The 20817-nt window shown below is 40.9% G+C and carries 20 protein-coding genes; 3 read left to right on the top strand and 17 right to left on the bottom strand.

All coding sequences use genetic code 11. The annotated features are described in order from the left end of the window. Positions 1-113: 113 nt before the first annotated feature. The 5 genes from ptsP to acnA form a co-directional block, all read right to left on the bottom strand. Complete coding sequence (gene ptsP / locus F9856_RS03925; RefSeq protein WP_202105814.1) at positions 114-1847, bottom strand: phosphoenolpyruvate--protein phosphotransferase; 1734 nt, start codon at positions 1845-1847, stop codon at positions 114-116. Positions 1848-1851: 4 nt separating this feature from the next. After that, positions 1852-2115 carry a phosphocarrier protein HPr gene (locus F9856_RS03920; protein WP_024378446.1) on the bottom strand — a complete coding sequence of 88 codons (264 nt, stop codon included), beginning with the start codon at positions 2113-2115 and terminating at the stop codon, positions 1852-1854. Between the two features lie 155 nt (positions 2116-2270). Continuing rightward, positions 2271-3452 (bottom strand): NADP-dependent isocitrate dehydrogenase, encoded by a 1182-nt coding sequence (gene icd, locus F9856_RS03915; protein WP_202105813.1) that lies wholly within the window; start codon positions 3450-3452, stop codon positions 2271-2273. A gap of 2 nt (positions 3453-3454) precedes the next feature. Beyond that, positions 3455-4573, bottom strand: a complete 1119-nt coding sequence (locus F9856_RS03910; protein ID WP_029171369.1) for a citrate synthase — start codon at positions 4571-4573, stop codon at positions 3455-3457. After that, positions 4570-7239, bottom strand: a complete 2670-nt coding sequence (gene acnA / locus F9856_RS03905; protein ID WP_202105812.1) for an aconitate hydratase AcnA — start codon at positions 7237-7239, stop codon at positions 4570-4572. The genes F9856_RS03910 and acnA overlap by 4 nt, the downstream gene beginning before the upstream one ends. 413 nt (positions 7240-7652) lie before the next feature. Here acnA and nrdH point away from each other — a divergent pair, with 413 nt between their 5' ends. The 3 genes from nrdH to nrdF all read left to right on the top strand — a co-directional run bounded on the left by nrdH (position 7653) and on the right by nrdF (position 11971). After that, positions 7653-7871, top strand: a complete 219-nt coding sequence (nrdH, locus tag F9856_RS03900) for a glutaredoxin-like protein NrdH (protein ID WP_105107537.1) — start codon at positions 7653-7655, stop codon at positions 7869-7871. A gap of 43 nt (positions 7872-7914) precedes the next feature. Beyond that, positions 7915-10074 (top strand): class 1b ribonucleoside-diphosphate reductase subunit alpha, encoded by a 2160-nt coding sequence (gene nrdE / locus F9856_RS03895; protein WP_202105811.1) that lies wholly within the window; start codon positions 7915-7917, stop codon positions 10072-10074. Positions 10075-11011: 937 nt separating this feature from the next. Continuing rightward, complete coding sequence (gene nrdF, locus F9856_RS03890; RefSeq protein WP_099832654.1) at positions 11012-11971, top strand: class 1b ribonucleoside-diphosphate reductase subunit beta; 960 nt, start codon at positions 11012-11014, stop codon at positions 11969-11971. A 35-nt stretch (positions 11972-12006) separates the two neighbouring features. Here nrdF and F9856_RS03885 read toward each other — a convergent pair whose 3' ends face one another. From F9856_RS03885 to F9856_RS03830, 12 genes are all read right to left on the bottom strand, one after another. Beyond that, positions 12007-12681, bottom strand: coding sequence for a CPBP family intramembrane glutamic endopeptidase (locus F9856_RS03885; protein ID WP_202105810.1), 675 nt, complete (start codon positions 12679-12681; stop codon positions 12007-12009). A gap of 9 nt (positions 12682-12690) precedes the next feature. Next, complete coding sequence (locus F9856_RS03880) at positions 12691-13008, bottom strand: hypothetical protein (protein ID WP_202105809.1); 318 nt, start codon at positions 13006-13008, stop codon at positions 12691-12693. Positions 13009-13017: 9 nt separating this feature from the next. Then, entirely contained in the window at positions 13018-13707 is a 690-nt protein-coding gene (locus F9856_RS03875) for a CPBP family intramembrane glutamic endopeptidase (RefSeq protein ID WP_202105808.1), read from the bottom strand. A 25-nt stretch (positions 13708-13732) separates the two neighbouring features. After that, the gene (locus tag F9856_RS03870; protein ID WP_024409815.1) at positions 13733-13918 is read right to left on the bottom strand and encodes a hypothetical protein; all 186 of its coding nucleotides are present in this window, start codon (positions 13916-13918) and stop codon (positions 13733-13735) included. A gap of 19 nt (positions 13919-13937) precedes the next feature. Beyond that, positions 13938-14447: a DUF3278 domain-containing protein gene (locus F9856_RS03865; RefSeq protein WP_202105807.1), complete on the bottom strand. Its 510-nt coding sequence runs from the start codon at positions 14445-14447 to the stop codon at positions 13938-13940. A 30-nt stretch (positions 14448-14477) separates the two neighbouring features. Continuing rightward, on the bottom strand, positions 14478-15236 hold the full coding sequence (locus F9856_RS03860) for a DUF3169 family protein (protein ID WP_202105806.1): 759 nt from the start codon (positions 15234-15236) through the stop codon (positions 14478-14480). Beyond that, positions 15233-15448, bottom strand: coding sequence for a helix-turn-helix transcriptional regulator (locus tag F9856_RS03855; RefSeq protein WP_004299042.1), 216 nt, complete (start codon positions 15446-15448; stop codon positions 15233-15235). The genes F9856_RS03860 and F9856_RS03855 overlap by 4 nt, the downstream gene beginning before the upstream one ends. 12 nt (positions 15449-15460) lie before the next feature. Next, positions 15461-16015, bottom strand: coding sequence for a DUF3267 domain-containing protein (locus tag F9856_RS03850; RefSeq protein ID WP_202105805.1), 555 nt, complete (start codon positions 16013-16015; stop codon positions 15461-15463). A gap of 140 nt (positions 16016-16155) precedes the next feature. After that, on the bottom strand, positions 16156-16353 hold the full coding sequence (locus F9856_RS03845) for a hypothetical protein (RefSeq protein WP_202105804.1): 198 nt from the start codon (positions 16351-16353) through the stop codon (positions 16156-16158). A gap of 203 nt (positions 16354-16556) precedes the next feature. Further along, positions 16557-17009, bottom strand: coding sequence for a cytidine deaminase family protein (locus F9856_RS03840; RefSeq protein ID WP_202105803.1), 453 nt, complete (start codon positions 17007-17009; stop codon positions 16557-16559). 74 nt (positions 17010-17083) lie between these two features. After that, positions 17084-19702: an alanine--tRNA ligase gene (alaS, locus tag F9856_RS03835; protein ID WP_202105802.1), complete on the bottom strand. Its 2619-nt coding sequence runs from the start codon at positions 19700-19702 to the stop codon at positions 17084-17086. Positions 19703-20179: 477 nt separating this feature from the next. Further along, positions 20180-20665 carry an LURP-one-related/scramblase family protein gene (locus F9856_RS03830; RefSeq protein WP_004299022.1) on the bottom strand — a complete coding sequence of 162 codons (486 nt, stop codon included), beginning with the start codon at positions 20663-20665 and terminating at the stop codon, positions 20180-20182. Positions 20666-20817: the final 152 nt, after the last annotated feature.

The following is a 20817-nucleotide window of genomic DNA, read 5'->3' as shown; positions in this document are numbered from 1 at the left end:
TCAATCTTCAAAGTATTTTAAGCCGTATATCTCAAAAAATATATAGTACTCAATGCTGGAGCATACAAAAAAAGTTTGAAGTAGTTTATCTACTCCAAACTTTAAATTTCTTATTAATCGAAATCAACATACTCTTTTTGAAGTTCAAGAACTTCTTCTGCCGTTGCACATTCTGTCAAGGCACGGTGAGCATATTCTTCCATCTTAGCTGTATCAAGTTTCTTCATAAGGCTACGTGTACGAAGTACAGATGTTGCACTCATAGAGAACTCATCCAAGCCCATACCTACAAGAAGTGGAACAGCTTGTTGATCACCAGCCATCTCACCACACATACCAGCCCATTTGCCTTCTGCGTGCGCTGCCTTGATAACATTGTTGATCAAGCGAAGGATTGATGGGTTATATGGTTGGTAGAGGTATGACACTTGTTCGTTCATACGGTCAGCAGCCATTGTGTACTGGATAAGGTCGTTTGTACCAATTGAGAAGAAGTCAACTTCTTTAGCAAATTGGTCTGCAAGCATTGCTGCTGCAGGGATTTCAATCATGATACCAACTTGGATATCATCCGCGACTGCAACACCTTCTGCCAACAAGTTTGTTTTTTCTTCTTCAAGGATTGCTTTTGCTGCACGGAATTCTGTCAACAAGGCAACCATTGGGAACATGATACGAAGTTTACCATGTACTGATGAGCGAAGAAGGGCACGCAACTGCGTACGGAACATTTGGTTACCAGTCTCAGAGATAGAGATACGAAGGGCACGGAAACCAAGGAATGGGTTCATTTCGTGTGGAAGGTCGAAGTAAGGAAGTTCCTTATCACCACCAATATCCATTGTACGAACCACAACAGGCTTGCCGTTCATACCTTCAAGAACAGCCTTGTAAGCTTCGTATTGCTCGTCTTCTGTTGGGAAGTCTTGTGAGTCCATGTACAAGAATTCTGTACGGTAAAGACCAACAGCTTCTGCACCGTTATCATTTACACCTTCAACGTCTTTTGGTGTACCGATATTTGCTGCCAATTCAAAGTGTTTTCCGTCAGCTGTTACTGTTTGAGCATCTTTCAAAAGTGCCCACTCAGCTTTTTGTTTTGCATAAGCTTCACCAGCCGCTTTAAATTCTGCAATCACTTCTTCAGAAGGGTTGATAACCACTTCACCTGTGATACCGTTAACAGCGAGTACATCGCCATCTTTAACGATTTCAGTAATGTTATTTGTCCCCAAAACAGCAGCAATTTCAAGTGTACGAGCCATGATAGCTGAGTGGCTTGTACGACCACCGATGTTTGTTACAAAGGCTTTTACAAACTGTTTGTTCAATTGTGCTGTATCTGAAGGTGTCAAGTCATGTGCAATAACGATTGACTCTTCATCAATTGTCGCAGGGTTTGGCAAACGAACGCCAAGCAAGTGAGCTAGGACACGTTTTGCAACGTCGCGGATATCTGCTGCACGCTCTTGCATGTATGGGTTATCTTCCATACCTTCAAAAATAGCGATGAACATATCCGTTACTTCTTTCAAACCAGTCTCAGCGTTTGTTTTCTTAGCACGAATAGTTTCCTTAATTTGACCAATCATTTCTGGGTCAGCAAGAACCATCAAGTGTGCATCAAATACGGCTGCGGCCTCTTCACCTAGGCTAGCTACTGCGTTCTCACGAATAAGAGAAAGCTCGTTTTGAGATGCTGCAAGAGCTGCATCCAAACGAGCTTCTTCTGCATTTGTATCTTCAACTGTAACAGTTTCGAAGGACAAATCTGGCTGAACGAGTAGATATGCCTTAGCAACGGCAACACCATCAGATGCTGCGATTCCTTTAAGCATTTCTGTCATATTCTTATGCCAATCCTTCTTTTTCCATTGTTTCAGTGATAGCTGCGATTGCGTCGTCAGCATCAGCACCTTCAGCAGAGATTGTTACGTCAGCACCTTGACCAACACCAAGACTCATAACACCCATGATAGATTTAAGGTTAACTGATTTATCTTTGTAGTTCAAAGTGATGTCTGAAGCGAATTTGCTAGCAGTTTGAACAAGCAAAGTTGCTGGACGAGCGTGGATACCTGTTTCTGCCACAATGTGGAAGTCTTTTGAAGCCATATTTGGATTCTCCTTTATTTTTACAAAATTGTGAGTTATTTGTGATAACCCTTACAAAAGACATTATACCACTTTTTGAAATCATTTTCAAGATTTTTTTACCTTTCTTTCATGTTTCCGTCATAAAAAGAGAGGTTCAGTTTACTTTTTCTTCATTAAATAGAATCTATTAGAACTTCTGAAAATTGACTAGTAGATTGATGAGCAACGTCCAAAATTTTAGCAAAATCAAGCGTAACATTTTTATTTATAAAAGCATCTTCCAAGGCCTGAATAATTAAAGCAGCTGCTTCTTTCCAGCCTATATATTCCAACATCATACAAGCAGAAAGCAAGAGGGAACATGGATTAGCCAAATCCTTTCCTGCAATATCGGGAGCAGTTCCATGCGTTGCTTCAAAGATAGCATGACCTGTCTGGTAGTTAATGTTGGCACCCGGTGAGATGCCTATTCCTCCGACCTGAGCCGCAAGAGCATCTGATGCATAATCTCCATTTAGATTTGTAAGAGCAACCACCTGGAAGTTTTCCGGCGCCAATAAAATCTGCTGCAGAAAGTTATCCGCAATAATGTCATTTACTACCAAAATCCCCTCTGCAAGTTCTGTAGCAAATTCTTCTTTCGCCAATTCATAACCCCACTTGCGGAAACCGCCTTCTGTAAACTTTTGAATATTTCCCTTATGAACTAAGGTCACCTTCTTCAATTGATGTTCTAGGGCATATTCTATTGCAGAGCGAATGAGGCGTTTACTCCCTTCTTCCGAAATCGGTTTGATACCAATACTTGAAGATTCTGGAAAACGGATATTTACCACTCCCATTTCTTCTTGTAAAAAGGAAATGACTTTGGCAACTTCATCTGAACCAGCCTCCCATTCAATACCTGCATAAATATCTTCTGTATTTTCACGAAAAATAGTAATATCCGTCTTTTCAGGCTCTTTCAGCGGACTTGGCACTCCCTTAAAATAGCGAATCGGACGCACACAGGCATACAAATCTAATTCTTGACGAAGTGCAACATTAAGAGAACGATGACCTTTCCCAATCGGCGTCCCCAAGGGACCTTTGATTGCAACTAAATGCTCACGGATTATTTCCAGTGTCTCATTCGGCAAAGAAGTTCCTATTGATTCATAAGCCTTTTCTCCTGCCAAAACCTCCCTCCACTGAATAGAACGTTGACCTGCATAGGCTTTTTTCACTGCAGCATCAATAACTTTTTGACTGACTGACCAAATATCCCTGCCAATACCATCTCCTTCAATATAGGGAATAACGGGACAATCTGGGACAATTAACCGCCCCTCTCTCATCAGGATTTTTTCTGCCATATTTACCTCTTTCCAATCGGGATGTAAACCAAATTCCTACCACCTAAGTAGGAAGAGCGCGGACGAATCAATTTATTATTTTTCCGTTGTTCCTGGACATGTGCAATCCACCCCGCCATACGGCTCATTGCAAAAATCAATGTAAAAATATCACTATCAATACCTAGCACATGGTAAACTGTCGCCGAATAAAAATCTACGTTTGGAATTAAACCTTTTTTGTTTTTAATAAAACTCTCTACTTCCTCTGACAATCTATAAAACGCTTCATCGTCTGTTCCGAATGTCAAATCACGCGCCATCTCCTTCAAGTACTCTTGACGAGGATCAACCGTTTTATAGACTCGATGGCCGAATCCCATAATTTTTTCCTTCGAATCCAGCTTCTTCTGCAAATATCTCTCGGTATCACCACTCTCACGAATAGCCAGCAACATGTCAAACACTCGTTCATTTGCACCACCATGCAATGAGCCTTTCAGAGTCCCAATTGCCGTGGTGACACAAGAATATAAATCCGTTAACGTTGATGCCGTGACACGCGCAGCAAAAGTAGATGCATTCAATTCATGATCAGCATGAAGCACCAAAGCTTTGTTAAACGCTTTGATTTGCAAATCACTCGGCTCCTCACCGTTCAGCATATAAAGAAAATTCGCCGCAAAACCCAGATCAGCCCGCGGTTCGATTGGAACCAATCCACGTCTCAAACGAGCAAATGTTGCAATAATCGTCGGAACCTTGGCCATAATCTGAATAGATTGTTCATACAATGCTTCTAACGAATTCTCTTCAGCGTGTACATTATATACTCCAAGGAGAGATACAGTCGAACGCAACACGCTCATAGGATGCAAATGTCGCCGTGATTGAATCAGAATACATTGCTCTACCGCATCTGAAATCGCATATTCTTTTCGCAGACTTTTCTCAAAATAATTTAATTCAATCTGAGTTGGCAAATGCAGGTTCCACAGAAGATAGATGACTTCCTCAAAAGAAGCGTTATTCTCCATCAATTCAGCAATGTCATACCCTGCATAGGACAAACGGTCATTTTCAATTGCACTGATTCGCGTATCACAGGCAATCGCATCTTTTAACCCATTCGTTTCTGTCATACCTTTCCTCCTAATTTCTTTCTTACTACCATAGGTAAAATACCTCCGTGGCGATAATAACGAATATCCGCTTCTGCATCAAACCGCACCAGAGCTTGAAACTCCTTTTTAACCTCGTCTGTTTGCGCATGGACTGTTACAATTTGACCAACACCGACATCTTCTGGCAAATCAATTGTATAGCTTTCATGTCCAGTCAAGCCAAGACTTTCTGCCGACTGACCTTCTAAAAATTGTAAAGGAAGAACACCCATCATCACTAAATTTGAACGGTGAATCCGCTCAAATGACTCAGCAAGAACAGCCTTCACACCAAGTAAACTTGAACCTTTGGCTGCCCAATCACGGCTTGACCCCATCCCATAGTCTTTACCAGCAATAACAATACTACCGACACCAGCTTCCTTATATCTCATAGCCGCATCATAGATTGAAAGAATCTCGTCGCCAACTCTTGTCCAACCACCAATTTTTCCAGCTGCCAGCTCATTCTTTATACGAATATTTGCAAAAGTCCCACGCATCATGACTTCGTGATTTCCACGACGACTTCCATAAGAATTAAAATCCTTATAAACAATGCCATTCTCTTCGAGATAACGAGCGGCTGGACTCAATCGTGCAATATTCCCTGCCGGGGAAATATGATCTGTCGTTACGGTATCGCCAAATTTAGCCAAAACAGATAAATTTTCCAGTGGTTTTATGGATAAATCTGCCTGCATATTGTCAAAATAGGGAGGATTTTGAATATAGGTTGAAGATGAATTCCAATTGTAATTCTTATCCGTTTTTGTTTCAATCGCATTCCAAGCCTGACTATCTGTAAATACCTGTTGGTATTCTTCCTTATAAAGGTCACGAGTCACATAACGCTCAATGTAGTCATCTACCTCCTCACGACTTGGCATAATGTCCGCAAGGTAGACAGCTTGTTGCTTCTCATCATACCCCAGCGGATCCCTTGTTAAATCTACATTCATATTTCCTGCAATAGCATAGGCAACAACAAGCGGTGGGCTCGCTAAGAAATTAGCTTTAACCAATGGATTAATCCGTCCTTCAAAGTTACGATTTCCAGATAATACCGCAGAGACCAATAAATCTTCTTCCTTAATCGCCTCCGCTACTTCAGGACGCAGATCACCTGAGTTACCGATACAAGTTGTACAACCATAACCAACCAAATTGAACCCTAAGGTATCTAGATAGGTCTGCAAACCTGATTTTTTCAAGTAGCCAGTCACTACTTTTGAGCCTGGTGCCAATGACGTCTTGACCGCCTTAGAAACTGCCAGACCTTTTTCTACCGCATTTTTTGCCAGTAATCCTGCCGCCAAAAGGACATACGGATTGGATGTATTTGTACATGAGGTAATCGCTGCGATGGCAACATGTCCTGTTTGGATAATCTCCTCCCCATCTGCATAATTGACCCTTACTTGTTTTTCAAGCTCTGCTATTTCCAAACCAAAGCCACGAACGCCAACTTCTCGTGTCACACTTGCTTGAAATTCAGCTTTAGCCTCTGTCAATTCGATCAAATCTTGAGGCCGTTTGGGTCCAGATATAGATGGTACAACCGTTGATAAATCTACTTCCAATATTTTTGTATAAGTAGGAATTTGTTCTGGGTCATAGAAAAGATGATTGGCTTTGGCATATGCCTCAGTCAAGGCAATGTGTTCTTCGGAACGATTGGTCAATTTCATATAGTGCAAGGTTTCGGCATCAATCGGAAAATAGCCACATGTAGCACCATACTCCGGTGCCATATTGGCAACAGTTGCCCGATCAGCCAAAGCGAGATTGGGTAAACCAGGTCCAAAAAACTCGACAAACTTACCAACAACATTTTCTTGTCGTAGAAGTTGCGTCACTTTCAGAGCCAAGTCAGTTGCGGTTGCCACCTTAGGAAGTTGACCAGTTAGACGAACGCCAATCACTTCTGGAATTGGGAAATATGAAGCCTCACCCAGCATTGCTGCTTCCGCCTCTATTCCACCAACTCCCCAGCCAAGTACGCCGATACCATTGATCATAGTCGTATGACTGTCCGTCCCAAACATGGAATCAGGATAGAGCAAGCCGTCATGATTAATGATGACATCACTAAGAAATTCAATATTGACCTGATGGATAATCCCTGTTGCGGGTGGTACAGCACGGTAATTTTCAAATGAATTCTCAGCCCACTTTAAAAACTCATACCGTTCATTGTTTCGTTCAAATTCCAAAGCTACATTCTTTTCTAGGGCATTTTCTGTACCGAAAACATCTACTTGAATTGAGTGGTCAATGACAAGGTCCACCGGAATCTCAGGATTTATCAACTCAGGTCGTCCTCCTGCTTTCACTACAGCATCTCGCATTGAAGCTAAGTCTACTACGACAGGAACACCTGTAAAATCTTGTAGAATGACACGACTGGGCTTAAACGGAACCTCTCCTTTTGGTGAAGTAGCTTGATAAGATAACAAATCCTTTATGTTATTTTTAGTAACATCTACACCATCTTCTTTCCTCAAAAGACTTTCCAACAAGATACGAATTGTATAAGGAAGCGAATGGATATCAACCTTATATTCGTTTGCAACCGCATCCAATGAATAATAAGTATAATTTTTCTCTCGGTGTAGTAAGCGTTTTACATACTTTTTTTCCATGACTTGTTACCTCTTTCAACATTATGTAATAGTATAATACAAATCATAATATTTATTCAATATACAGTTTACTTGATATGTTACATTTTATGACATGTTAAGTAATCTACAGAAGAAATTTCTTGAGTTGCCGTCCTCAAAAACCACTTTTCAATTCAATTTAACTTTGATTATTTCATTTACCTTTACCATTAACGCCAATCTCCACAGCTGCTAAGATAGCTATAGAAGCTATCTACAGCACTTTTATACAAAAAAGATACGGTTAGATTTGTTCAGATATGTACAATATATGGTGTTTATTCATTTTTTAATACACTATATTTTGTGATATAAATAAACTTCCTTCTTGACTTTGACCCCAAAATCTAGTATTCTAGATTGGTGATTTTAATCAAAAAAGGAGAAAAAGAATGGTTACTATCTATTCAAAAAATGATTGTGTACAATGCAAAATGAGCAAGAAATTTCTTGACCAGCACAATGTAGCCTATACAGAAATCAACCTAGACGAGCAACCTGAATATATCGAGCATGTGAAAGGATTAGGCTTTTCTTCAGCTCCAGTTATTGAAACTGAGAATGAAGTCTTCTCTGGCTTCCAACCAGCAAAATTAAAGGCACTAGTTTAAGAACTACTTCCCTTGATTATTTATATAGAAAGAGATTGCGATTATGAGTTTGAAAGAATTAGGCGATGTGTCCTACTTCCGTTTAAATAACGAAATCAACCGTCCTGTTAATGGGCAAATCCCACTCCACAAGGACCAAGAAGCGGTTAAGGCCTTCTTTAAAGAAAACGTCCTCCCAAATACCAAGCAATTTGATAGTATTTTAGACAAGATTGCTTATCTATTAGAAGAAAATTACCTTGAAAAAGAGTTTTTGGACCAATACAGTCCAGAATTTATCATCAAAATTGACCAATTCTTGAAAGACCAAAACTTCCGCTTCAAGTCTTTCATGGCTGCTTACAAGTTCTACAATCAGTACGCCCTCAAAACAAACGACGGTGCCTACTATTTGGAGAGCATGGAAGACCGTGTTCTCTTCAACGCCTTGTATTTTGCAGAGGGAAATGAAGAGTTGGCACTCAACTTGGCTAACGAAATGATTCATCTTCGTTACCAGCCAGCTACTCCTTCTTTCCTCAACGCAGGTCGTGCCCGTCGTGGTGAGTTGGTATCTTGCTTCCTCATCCAAGTCACAGACGATATGAACTCCATCGGACGTTCTATCAACTCTGCTCTGCAATTGTCTCGTATCGGTGGTGGGGTTGGTATTTCCCTTAGCAACTTGCGTGAGGCAGGTGCTCCAATCAAGGGCTATGAGGGGGCGGCTTCTGGGGTTGTTCCTGTTATGAAACTCTTCGAAGACAGCTTCTCCTATTCTAACCAGCTTGGGCAACGCCAAGGGGCTGGGGTTGTTTACCTAGATGTTTTCCACCCAGATATTATTTCCTTCCTTTCGACTAAGAAAGAAAATGCCGATGAGAAAGTTCGTGTGAAGACCTTATCACTCGGTATCACCGTTCCTGATAAATTCTACGAATTGGCACGTAAAAACGAAGATATGTACCTCTTCAGCCCATACTCAGTTGAGTTGGAATACGGTGTCCCTTATAGCTACCTTGACATCACAGAAAAATACGACGAGTTGGTAGCAAACCCTCGCATTCGTAAGACAAAAATCAAGGCACGTGACTTGGAAACAGAAATTTCCAAACTACAACAAGAATCTGGCTATCCATACGTTATCAACATCGATACAGCTAACCGTAGCAACCCTGTTGACGGCAAGATTATCATGTCAAACCTCTGTTCAGAAATCCTTCAAGTTCAAACACCGAGTGTTATCAACGACAAGCAAGAATTTTTAACAATGGGTACAGATGTGTCATGTAACTTGGGTTCGACCAACATTGTCAACCTGATGAAATCGCCTGACTTTGGACTTTCCGTCCGCACCATGACACGCGCTCTTACTTACGTTACTGACCACTCACACATTTCTGCGGTGCCGTCTATCGAGGCTGGAAATGAACGTGCGCATTCTATCGGGCTCGGTGCTATGGGACTTCACTCCTACCTGGCTCAAAACTTGATCGATTACGGTTCAAAAACAGCCGTAGAATTTACCAACATCTACTTCATGCTCCTCAACTACTGGACTTTAGTAGAATCAAATAACATTGCCCGCGAACGCAAAGCTACTTTCCATAATTTTGACAAATCAAAATACGCAGACGGCACTTATTTCGACAAGTATGTGACTGGGGATTACCAACCACAATCTTACCGTGTCAAAGAGCTTTTTGAAGGAATTTTCATTCCAAGCGGACAAGATTGGGCTGACCTCCGTGAGAAAGTCATGGCTGATGGTCTTTATCACCAAAACCGCCTAGCTGTTGCTCCAAACGGTTCCATCAGCTACATCAACGACGTGTCTGCTTCTATCCACCCAATCACACAACGGATTGAAGAACGCCAAGAGAAGAAAATCGGTAAAATTTACTATCCAGCAGCTGGCTTGGCAACAGAAACCATTCCATTCTACAAATCTGCCTACGATATGGATATGCGTAAGGTCATTGATGTCTACGCTGCTGCAACAGAACACGTCGACCAAGGTTTATCACTCACTCTTTTCCTTCGCAGCGAGCTTCCAAAAGAACTCTATGAATGGAAAAAAGAGAACAAACAAACCACACGTGACCTCTCTATCCTTCGTAACTACGCCTTCAACAAAGGTATCAAGTCTATCTACTACATCCGTACCTTTACCGATGACGGCGAAGAAGTCGGCGCAAACCAATGTGAAAGTTGTGTGATCTAACGTAGCAAGATTAGCTGTTGATAAATCAACTGGCTAATCTACGCTAACCGCTATCGGCGGATTAGCTAGCTACCTTACTAACTCCGAAACTGAAGAAATATCGTCTTCAGTTTCTACGTGTCGTAAGACACTAATGCTAAAGCATCTATTAAATGAACGGTACTGACTATTTGGTCAGTACCTAAGTGGCTTACTACCTCGAAAAGTCGTTAAGTTCGAACGACTTTTCTCAGGTCGTAACTTTCACAAGTTTAGCTGTTGACAAGCCAACTAGCTAATCTACGCCAACCGCTATCGGCGGATTAGCTAGCTACCTTACTAACTTCGAAACTGAAGAAATATCGTCTTCAGTTTCTACGTGTCGTAAGATGTGAGGGCGTTTCAACAGTCTGGGGGACTGTTGAAAGTTGGAAATGAGAAAATAGGAAATACCGCAGAGATGCCTTGCATCTCAAAGGGGTTTATCTTTTTTACCAAGTCCTTAGCCCGAACTCGATTTTGACGTAGCAAGCTTAGCTGTTGGCAAGCCAACTAGCTAAGCTACGCCAACCGCTATATGCGGATTGGCTAGCTACCTTACTAACTTCGAAACTGAAGAAATATCGTCTTCAGTTTCTACGTGTCGCAATACACTAATACCAAAGCATCTAATGAATGAACGGTACTGACTATTTGGTCAATACCTAAGTGGCTTACTACCTCGAAAAGTCGTTATTATCGAACGACTTTTCTCAGGTCGTAACTTTCACAAGTCTAGCTGTTGGCAAGCCAACTAGCTAAGCTACGCCAACCGCTATGAGCGGATTAGCTAGCTACCTTACAACACGTGAAGCAACTAATAAGCAATCGATTAAAATCCCTTTTAGGGGATTTTTTTACAGGCTACTATCTATTTGTGATATAATATTTGAAGTATAAGAAAAAGAAAGAGAATATGATGGAAACCTACTACAAAGCCATAAACTGGAACGCCATTGAGGATGTGATTGACAAGTCAACTTGGGAAAAGTTGACCGAGCAATTCTGGCTCGATACACGTATCCCATTATCAAACGACTTGGATGACTGGCGTAAACTTACTGCTGAAGAAAAAGACCTAGTTGGTAAGGTCTTTGGTGGATTAACTCTCTTGGATACTCTACAATCTGAAACAGGTGTCCAAGCCCTCCGCAACGATATTCGTACACCGCACGAAGAAGCTGTTTACAACAACATCCAATTCATGGAGTCAGTCCATGCCAAGTCTTACTCTTCTATCTTCTCAACCTTGAATACCAAGTCTGAGATTGAAGACATCTTTGAATGGACCAACAGCAACAAATACTTGCAACGCAAAGCAAAGATTATCAATGAAATCTACGAAACAGGTACACCACTTGAGAAGAAAGTTGCCAGCGTATTCCTAGAAACCTTCCTCTTCTACTCTGGTTTCTTCACGCCACTCTACTACCTTGGTAACAACAAGCTGGCCAACGTTGCAGAAATCATCAAGCTGATCATCCGTGACGAGTCTGTGCATGGTACCTACATCGGTTACAAGTTCCAGCTTGGTTTCAATGAATTGTCCGAGGAAGAACAAGATAAACTCCGTGACTGGATGTACGACCTGCTCTACCAACTTTACGAAAATGAAGAAGGCTACACACGCTCCCTCTATGACGCAGTCGGCTGGACTGAGGAAGTCTTGACTTTCCTTCGTTACAATGCCAACAAGGCCCTCATGAACTTGGGTCAGGATCCACTCTTCCCAGATTCAGCAGATGATGTCAACCCAATCATCATGAACGGTATCTCAACCGGTACATCTAACCACGACTTCTTCTCTCAAGTCGGTAACGGCTATCTTCTTGGTGAAGTGGAAGCTATGCAGGACGATGATTATCTTTACGGTTTATAATCAAAAAAAGCAGTTCAATCTGAGCTGCTTATTTTTTATACTAAAAATACAATCATCAAATAAGAAATACCGTTGTTGAGCATATGTAGCGCAATCGGATAACGAATATCACGTTTGATCAGATAGAGCCAACCTAGATTGAGTCCCATCGTGAAATAAATCAAAAATTGGGGAAGCGTTGCTGGCATATGGACCAGACTAAATAAAGACCCCGTTACAAGTAGATAGATTCCAACAGCCTTCATATCTGCCATTTTAGGGAAGAAATAGGTCGCAAAAAATCCACGGAAAATCAATTCTTCCAAAATTGGAGCAAAAACCACTACTGAGCTAAATGCAATCAAGGGATAAGCTGATACGAATTCGATCACAAGCTTTTGGTTTTCACTTTCTGGGACTGGTACAATAAATTGGAAGATAAAAAATGCAATATAGAGCAATATCGGCCATTGAATCTTATGGAACCATGAAGCTGTCACACGATAGTCAACAGAATGACGTGGATAGATATACTTCCATAACAGAATAATGAGCGCAATGGAGAGAACAAGACCAATTATCGCACAAATCCAAATTGTACTGTCAATCAACTGGGCAGGTATATCTGGTATGCTTTGTAAAGTTGGTCCTACCATGAGAAAACCTGAAGCAATTTGATAGGCAACAAAGTATAGAAATAGTAATGCGACGTGTTTGATAAATTTTAACATAATCCCTCCCTAAAAGCTCAAGTCAACAATATTATCGACTCGTACCAACTTGGTTTCAAGCTCCCCATTCGCTAATTCACGAGAAATTTTAACCCATTCCTCATCAACTGCCAAAATGGTGTATTCATAAGCAATAGAAAATTCCTCATCAAAGCGGATTTTAGCTTTACTTCCGACCAATTCTTTCAATAAAACGGACATCTGATTTTCTCCTTTTGTAGTTTTCTGCAACTTTTTTACCCTAGCTTGCAACTGCTTCACTTTTTTCCTATCTGATAGAGAATTGAAAAATAGAAAACCTACTATAATCCATAAAAATAGTTCCATATTTTTCTCCTATATCAAGCCTAAACTCTGCATCAGTAGCATCAACAAAAATCCGATAAGATTATTCAGACTGTGTAGAATAAGTGCATTGGTATATTTGCCAGAAATACGATAGGCGAGTCCCAGGACCAGGCCCATACCTCCATAGACAACCCAAGATCCGATATTGATTGGATTGTGAATAAGTCCAAACAGAAAACTTGATAGCAATAATCCCACAATCGAATCCTTACCAAAGACTTTCCCCATAAGAATCCCTCTGAAAAGCAGTTCCTCCAAAACTGGAGCAAAGAAAACCGTAAAGAGAAACAAAACTAAGGTTGGTAAGCCTGAATTATTGATAATTTCCTGATTGGCAGTCGTCTGACCGTATCCCTCTTCCATCATAATCAATTGCCCACCGATTATTTTCAGACCAAACATAACGATAAAGGCGAGGACTATAAAACCAACATTCGCACCCATCCCCCACTTCTGCTCACCTTTCCACAGACCTAATTTACCAGTCAAGATAAGACCAAGCAATACAGCAAGCAATATGAGCGCTGCAGCAATCAGTAGGTTAGTCCTATCAAAATTTGGTAGGGTAAACACAGCCATCTGGGTCAATACATTCAGTGCAACGACAACCAGTCCCACTAAGAGAAACTTCCAATTTTTAACCACATTCCAATCTTTGACACTTCCAAGTCTATTCATAGCAATCTCCTTCACATACACTAAGTCAGTTTTCATTACTTTCTTTTTCGATCAATAGCAGAGCAGGCAAGCCCAAAACCATCGGCAAGAGGATATTCAGGGTTGACACATCAATTTGACCAGTAGCCAGCCACTCTCCGAAAATATAGCCAACTGCGTAGAGACCAAGACCGATTAATAGGACAAGATAAATTTTCATAAAGACTTTCATGAGTTGACCTCCATCTAAACTAAATAAGTTTGATTTTCTTACGGTTAACAATATAGAAACTAAGGAATCCAACAAGAGTCAGCAGGACAACTGTCATGGGCGTGACAAACTGAAAATACTCCGCTGCAGAGGTACCACTTTCTTGTGGGATATGAAACTGCCAAAGGCCAATACTAACTAGCAGACTGTAGACAGCAATCTGTAGGGTTTGATACAGAGTTCGTTTCATCATTTTCTTCCGAGCCATTTTTACATCATCCTTGGCAACAAACAATTTATCCAGACCCAACTTTTTGATAATGGCGTCCTGTTTGAATTGAGAATAAACCAATGTCAAGAAGAGGCTGATTCCCTTGACATCCTCTCCCAGCGCAAAGCTAACTAGGAAGCTGACCAGTGTCACTGTCATAAAGAGCATATACATATTGTTGCCGAAATTCGTCAAGGTCGCATAAGATATCTCGTCTAACTCGCCAACAATATCATAGAAATAACGAATTGCTCGAATGTGTAGATTTTCCTTTTTCATAGCTATCACCTAAAACTCTTTCAAAAATTCTTATTTAAAATAACGACGAACCATACGAACCTGCATGACATTGATGTAAATGTGAAGAAAGGCAACAACTAGAAAGGCTGTAATTTGTCGTTCCTGCAATAGCATGCTAAGTACAAATAGGAAAAGATACAAACCTGGCAAAACAATTTGATTCAGAGTGAAAACGATTTGAAAACTCATTTCGTAGTTAGCTTGTTTTTCTCCCTCATCCATAGCCTCCATAAAATCCTTCACCTCTTTTACCGTAGCAAATACAGACAACTTATATTCACGAATTTTCTGAGTTAATTTCATGATAAAAATCTGAGAAATGTGAAGAATGACATAGAAAACTGCATCAAATATTGACCCGTACATGAGTGCCCCCTTTTCTAAGAAGGTAACTCCAAAACCTAATCCTAAATTTAAAAGAGTCAATGACGCAGCAACATTGAAAGATATGTTCGCGTATTCTAGGTTACGAAACATTTTCATATATGTCTCATCAACACGTTCTTCATCCTCATCTGAAATAGAATGGTAAAGTTTATGAGTTTGATTAGCCTTAAGAATAAAATATACGGTTCCAGCGAAAATGACAAAAGTAATGATACGCAAACAAAATAGAAAGTTATCTAGATTGACAAAAGACGGTAATCCAAACTTAGAAATCAATACTCCAAAAAAGCCATAAAATGCACCGAAAATTGCTCCTAAAAATAAATAGGTAAGATTCCTCATCCATCTTTGTTTTGTCGTTAATTGTTTCCCCTGTTTCATTCTTCTACCTCCACTAATTGAAAAACATTTTCCACATTTTCGTTAAAAATTTGAGCAATTCGCATGGCAATGACCACCGAGGGCGTATATTCCCCCCGCTCAATCAAGCTAATGGTCTGCCGTGATACTTCTGCTAACTTTGCCAACTCAGTCTGGTTGAGGCTATCCCGTGCCCGCAACTCCTTGAGCCGATTTTTTAAGACATATTCCATAAATTTTCCTTTCTAGGCTTGGTAGATAATCAAGCTCTTTTCTGTTACAGCTACTTCTACCGCCACCTCTTTGAATTTTGCCATCAGTAAGTAGGTATAATAGAAATCCCCAATACAAGCTGCTGAATGCATGGTTGCTAGAATCTGATAAGCCCCTTTATCAAGCCAACCAAACATTGCAGATGCTGTCAACCCCAAACTAATAAGAACGAAGGGGGCAAGGGCAATTACAACTGTTTGGAAACGATTATAAAGGGAGTTGAGACTGATTGCATAAGCCATCCCTGTTTTCCATTTAATTCCATATTTGACTGGATTTTTGGGACAAAAAATTTTAAAAAACAGTCCATGAATCCATTCATGCATGATAATAAGCAATAGAAAAATAAATAGTGCTTCTATAAATTGCAACTCATTCATGACTTTTTGAAACTCAACTTTAGAAGCTATGAATCCAAATAGCCAAAAGAACGGAAACACTAATAAAATTGTAGTTACATACAACCTTGCTGCCAACTTTTTATCGCTTCTAACATCTACTTCGTATAATTTCTTTTTATTTTCCATTTTTCTTCTCCTTCTATTTCACCTAGCTCAAACTCAATAAACCTAGAGCAACTCCAATCAATAATCCGACAATACAGGCTCCTGCAATCATAATCGCTGCCATATCTGCTGAAATGTATCGTTTCATGGTCTATCTCCTTCTACTTATTTCCTTTTTTCTCCATCTGTAAACTTGCTTCGATACAAGCAATTGAAGCAATTAGAGTAGTCATTAGAGCTGTATCCATATCGCTCCATCCCAGCAAATCAGAAAGGAGAATGTAAGCCAATAATAGAATGGACACTATTTCGACTGCACGCGCAACGGTTGTTCCTGTAATCATAAAGGGTTGTTTCATTTGGTGACTCCTTATCTGTTCATCGTATTAGATGAACCCTTTTGATTTTTATCTTGATATCATTGTAACACTTCTTTTTCTTTTTGACAAGTATCTTTGTCAAAAAAATAATAATTTTTGTCAAAAAGTTTATGAATGTTGTCAAATTGACTAGAATGCCATACAAAAAACTCTTCTACCCAAAGGATAAAAGAGTTCATTTATTATTCCAAGTGATCTGTACCAGCTTGCATTCTTTCTTCACCCCACCAGCAAGGCATGAGTTCGCCTAATGTGATGGTTTCTCGTTTGTCAAAATCAACCATGATTTCTGTCTGTGCATTATCAGCCGACAGTTGCATCAAAAATTCACGGCAAGCTCCGCAAGGCATTCCCGAACCCTCTCCAGAGGGCGCTTGATCTCGAAAGGCAATAATGCGTTTTATCGCTGTCTGACCACTATCCTGAAACATATTAAAGGCAGCGGCTCTCTCTGCACAAAGATGAAATACACCTGCTGTTGCCTCAAAGCAATAACCGGTGTAAATTTGTCCATCTTCTGCCTCAATTGCAGCAACAACATGGTTTGAATAAATGAAAGGCGAAACATAATGCGGAGCATAGTGGACTTTTGCCTGATCATACAACTCTTGCCAAATATCTTTGATGTGTTCCATACGTACTCCTCATTTTAGAATAGAAAGATATCCCCTTGCTAGTTGCTTTAACAAAGGGATATACACTGACTATATTATAAGTTTTTCGCTACGCTGTTCAAGAGGTTTTGGATAGCAGACGCATCGCTACCACCTGCCATGGCCATGTCTGGCTTACCACCACCGCGACCTGCTACGATTGGCGCAAGGACTTTGATGAGGTTTCCTGCATGAACATCGCTTGACTTACTTGCCACAAGGACATTGACCTTGTCGCCGATAGCCGCAACCAACACCAAGACATCAGAGTAGTCTTTCTGCTTCCAGTTGTCAGCGAAGGTACGGAGAGCACCTGCATCTGAAACTTGGACCTGGCTAGCAATGTAGCGAATGCCATTAGCATCTTTGACCTCTTTGAAGACATCACCAGCAGCTGCTGCCGCTGCTTTTTCTTTCAGAGCTGCATTTTCTTTTTGCAGGTCACGAACTTGTTGTGCAAGACTTTCAACCTTGTTTGGCACTTCCTTGATCTGCGGTGACTTGATAGTTGCCGCTACTTCTTTGAGGGCATCTTCTTGGTCACGATAGGCAAGGAAGGCTTCACGGCCTGTTACCGCAATGATACGGCGAGTACCTGAACCGATACCTTCTTCTTTCAAAATCTTGAAGATACCGATTTCAGCGGTGTTGCTAACATGGGTACCACCACAGAGCTCCACAGAATAGTCACCGATAGTAACAACGCGGACTTCTTTACCGTATTTTTCACCAAAGAGAGCCATTGCCCCCATTTCCTTGGCTGTGTCAATATCTGTCTCAACTGTCACAACTGGGATAGCATTCCAAATTTGCTCATTGACTTCTTCTTCAATACGACGAAGTTCTTCCGCAGTAACTGCCTCAAAATGCGTAAAGTCAAAGCGGAGGAAGTCTTGCTCGTTCAAGGAACCAGCCTGTGTTGCATGCTCGCCGATAATATTGTGAAGAGCTGCATGGAGCAAGTGAGTTGCTGTGTGGTTCTTCTCAACACCCTTACGGCGTTTTGTTTCGATTTCAAGTGTGTAGGTTTGACCAACTGAAATGCTTGCGGACAGTTCAACTGTGTGCAATGGTTGACCATTTGGTGCTTTCTGCACATCGATGACAGTCGCAACAATGTCTCCAGCAGCATTTTTCACAAAACCATGGTCTGCAACCTGACCACCCATTTCTGCATAGAATGGTGTTTGGTCAAAGACAAGGAGGGCTTGACCTTCTGAGACTGCTTCTGTACGCGCATTATCAGCCACAATGACAGATAAGCTTGCTTCAAGAGCTGTTTGGCCGTAAACAAAGGTCGACTCTTCTGTGATAGCAGCCAGGGTTTCATTTTGCATACCCATTGAACCACCTTTGACAACTGAGGCACGTGCACGGTCTTGTTGCTCTTTCATAGCCGCTTCAAAACCAGCAATATCAAGGGTCATTCCACGGTGCTCAGCCAATTCTTCTGTCAATTCTACTTGGAAACCATAGGTATCGTAGAGTTTGAAAATGTCACGACCATCAATCTCAGACTTACCTTCTGCTGCTAATTTATCCATCAATTGCTCAGCAAATTGTGAACCTGTATGGATAGTACGAGCAAATGACTCTTCTTCACTCTTAACAATCTTCTCAATGAAGGCACGTTTTTCAAGTATTTCTGGATAGTAGCTTTCCATGATATTGCCAACTGTCTCCACCAATTTGTACAAGAATGGCTCTGTAATGCCCAAACGTTGACCATGCATAGAAGCACGACGTAGAAGACGACGAAGGACATAACCACGACCTTCATTTCCAGGAAGGGCACCGTCACCAATAGCAAAAGAAAGGGCACGGATGTGGTCTGCAATAACCTTGAAGCTCATGTTGTCGCCATCTGGATCGTAGGTCTTACCTGAAATCTTTTCTACTTCACGAATGATTGGCAAGAAGAGATCCGTTTCAAAGTTGGTCTTAGCCCCTTGGAAAATAGCTGCCAAACGCTCCAAACCTGCACCCGTATCAATGTTTTTGCTTGGCAATTCCTTGTACTCAGAACGCGGAACAGCTGGGTCTGCGTTGAACTGGGACAATACGATATTCCAAATCTCGATGTAACGATCATTTTCAATATCTTTTTCCAAGAGACGAATACCAATGTTTTCAGGGTCAAAGTCAGTACCACGGTCGAAGAAAATCTCCGTATCTGGACCAGAAGGACCTGCACCAATTTCCCAGAAGTTATCTTCAAGCGGAATCAAGTGGCTTGGCTCAACACCAAGGGCAATCCAACGATTGTATGAATCCACATCATCAGGATAGTAAGTCATGTAGAGCTTGTCTTTTGGCAAAGCAAACCATTCTGGGCTTGTCAAGAGCTCAAAGCCCCATTCAATCGCTTCATCACGGAAGTAATCTCCGATAGAGAAGTTACCAAGCATTTCAAACATGGTATGGTGGCGGGCTGTCTTACCAACGTTCTCGATATCGTTGGTACGGATTGATTTTTGGGCATTTGTAATCCGTGGGTTATCTGGAATAACAGAGCCATCGAAGTATTTTTTTAGAGTTGCCACACCAGAATTGATCCACAAAAGAGTTGGATCGTTAACAGGGACTAGATTTGCTGAAGGCTCAACAGAGTGACCCTTTGATTTCCAGAAATCCAACCACATTTGACGAATTTGAGCAGAAGATAAATTTTTCATAAACTAAGATACCAAGCCCGATTAGAAGGCAACTGAAAAATAGGAAACTGACAGGAAATCCTGATTTCCTAGGCAGTTTATCTTTTTTCCGAGCCTTCCGGGCGGGTTCAATTTAACGAAACAGTTAAATTAAACATTTCCTTTCATATTTGATAATTTAGGGGAAAGTCCGTAGCCCGAGTTCAACTAAGATACTAAGGGCGTTAAGCGGACACCGTCAAAATAGGAAACCTGATGAAGACGCTTGCGTCTAAGAAGTGTTTCTCTTTTTGACAAAGTCCGTAGCCCGAGTTCATTTCAGAATAAACTCGATGCCCTTTCCTTTCGTTTAGATATTTTGAAAAATTATTAGAAAGAAGCGAGCCTTCCGGGCCGGTTCAATTCAGAAAATTATCTAAATTGAACATTTCCTTTCATAAGTGATAGTTAGGCGGGTTCAATTTAACGGACCAGTTAAACTGAATGATTATTTCACGATTAATTCGATGCATCTTCCATCATTTCGATGTAGTCAATTGCGACCACCAAGGAAATGACCAAATCTGCATAGGAGTCCTCCAATACAGTAACGGAGTAATGAGAAGTTAAATGAAAGAGTTCTTTGGAGATTTCAGCTACGAGCATACCATCTGGCCTTTTCAAGCGAAAATCCAAATCCCAGATATTTCCGTCTAGGATTAAACCTAGATTTTCCACAGTATAGCGATCCTTAAAAAAAGTAAATTCCTTTTGCAAGTAGAAAGAATGACCATCTGCCATATCAATGGTAAACTGGGGCAGGAAGGTCAAAAACTTCTTAGTAATCTGACAAACTTCCCCACCTCTAGAATTGGTCACGATAAATCGTTTTGGAATTTCGAGAAAAGAGCCCTCCACTTGATAAGCAAGATCCCCAAAACTATCACGAATATCAAATTTTTCACCACCAAAGGTAAAGCGCTGTTTCACTTGAAATTGCTTCATGATAACCTCCAAAAAAATAACAAGAAATCAAACGAAGGGCGAAAAACCGCGGTACCACCTTCATTCAATGACTTGTCATTCTCATTTCATAACCTATGTTTACAAGTGAAGCACTCGTATATAAGAGATAGCATTTCGCTAATCAAAGCAGT

The organism is Streptococcus suis (assembly GCF_016743335.1).
GTDB classification, from domain to species: domain Bacteria; phylum Bacillota; class Bacilli; order Lactobacillales; family Streptococcaceae; genus Streptococcus; species Streptococcus suis_Y.
The sequence above is the reverse complement of the archived record's forward strand: the minus strand, read 5'-3'. Positions and strand labels throughout refer to the sequence as shown.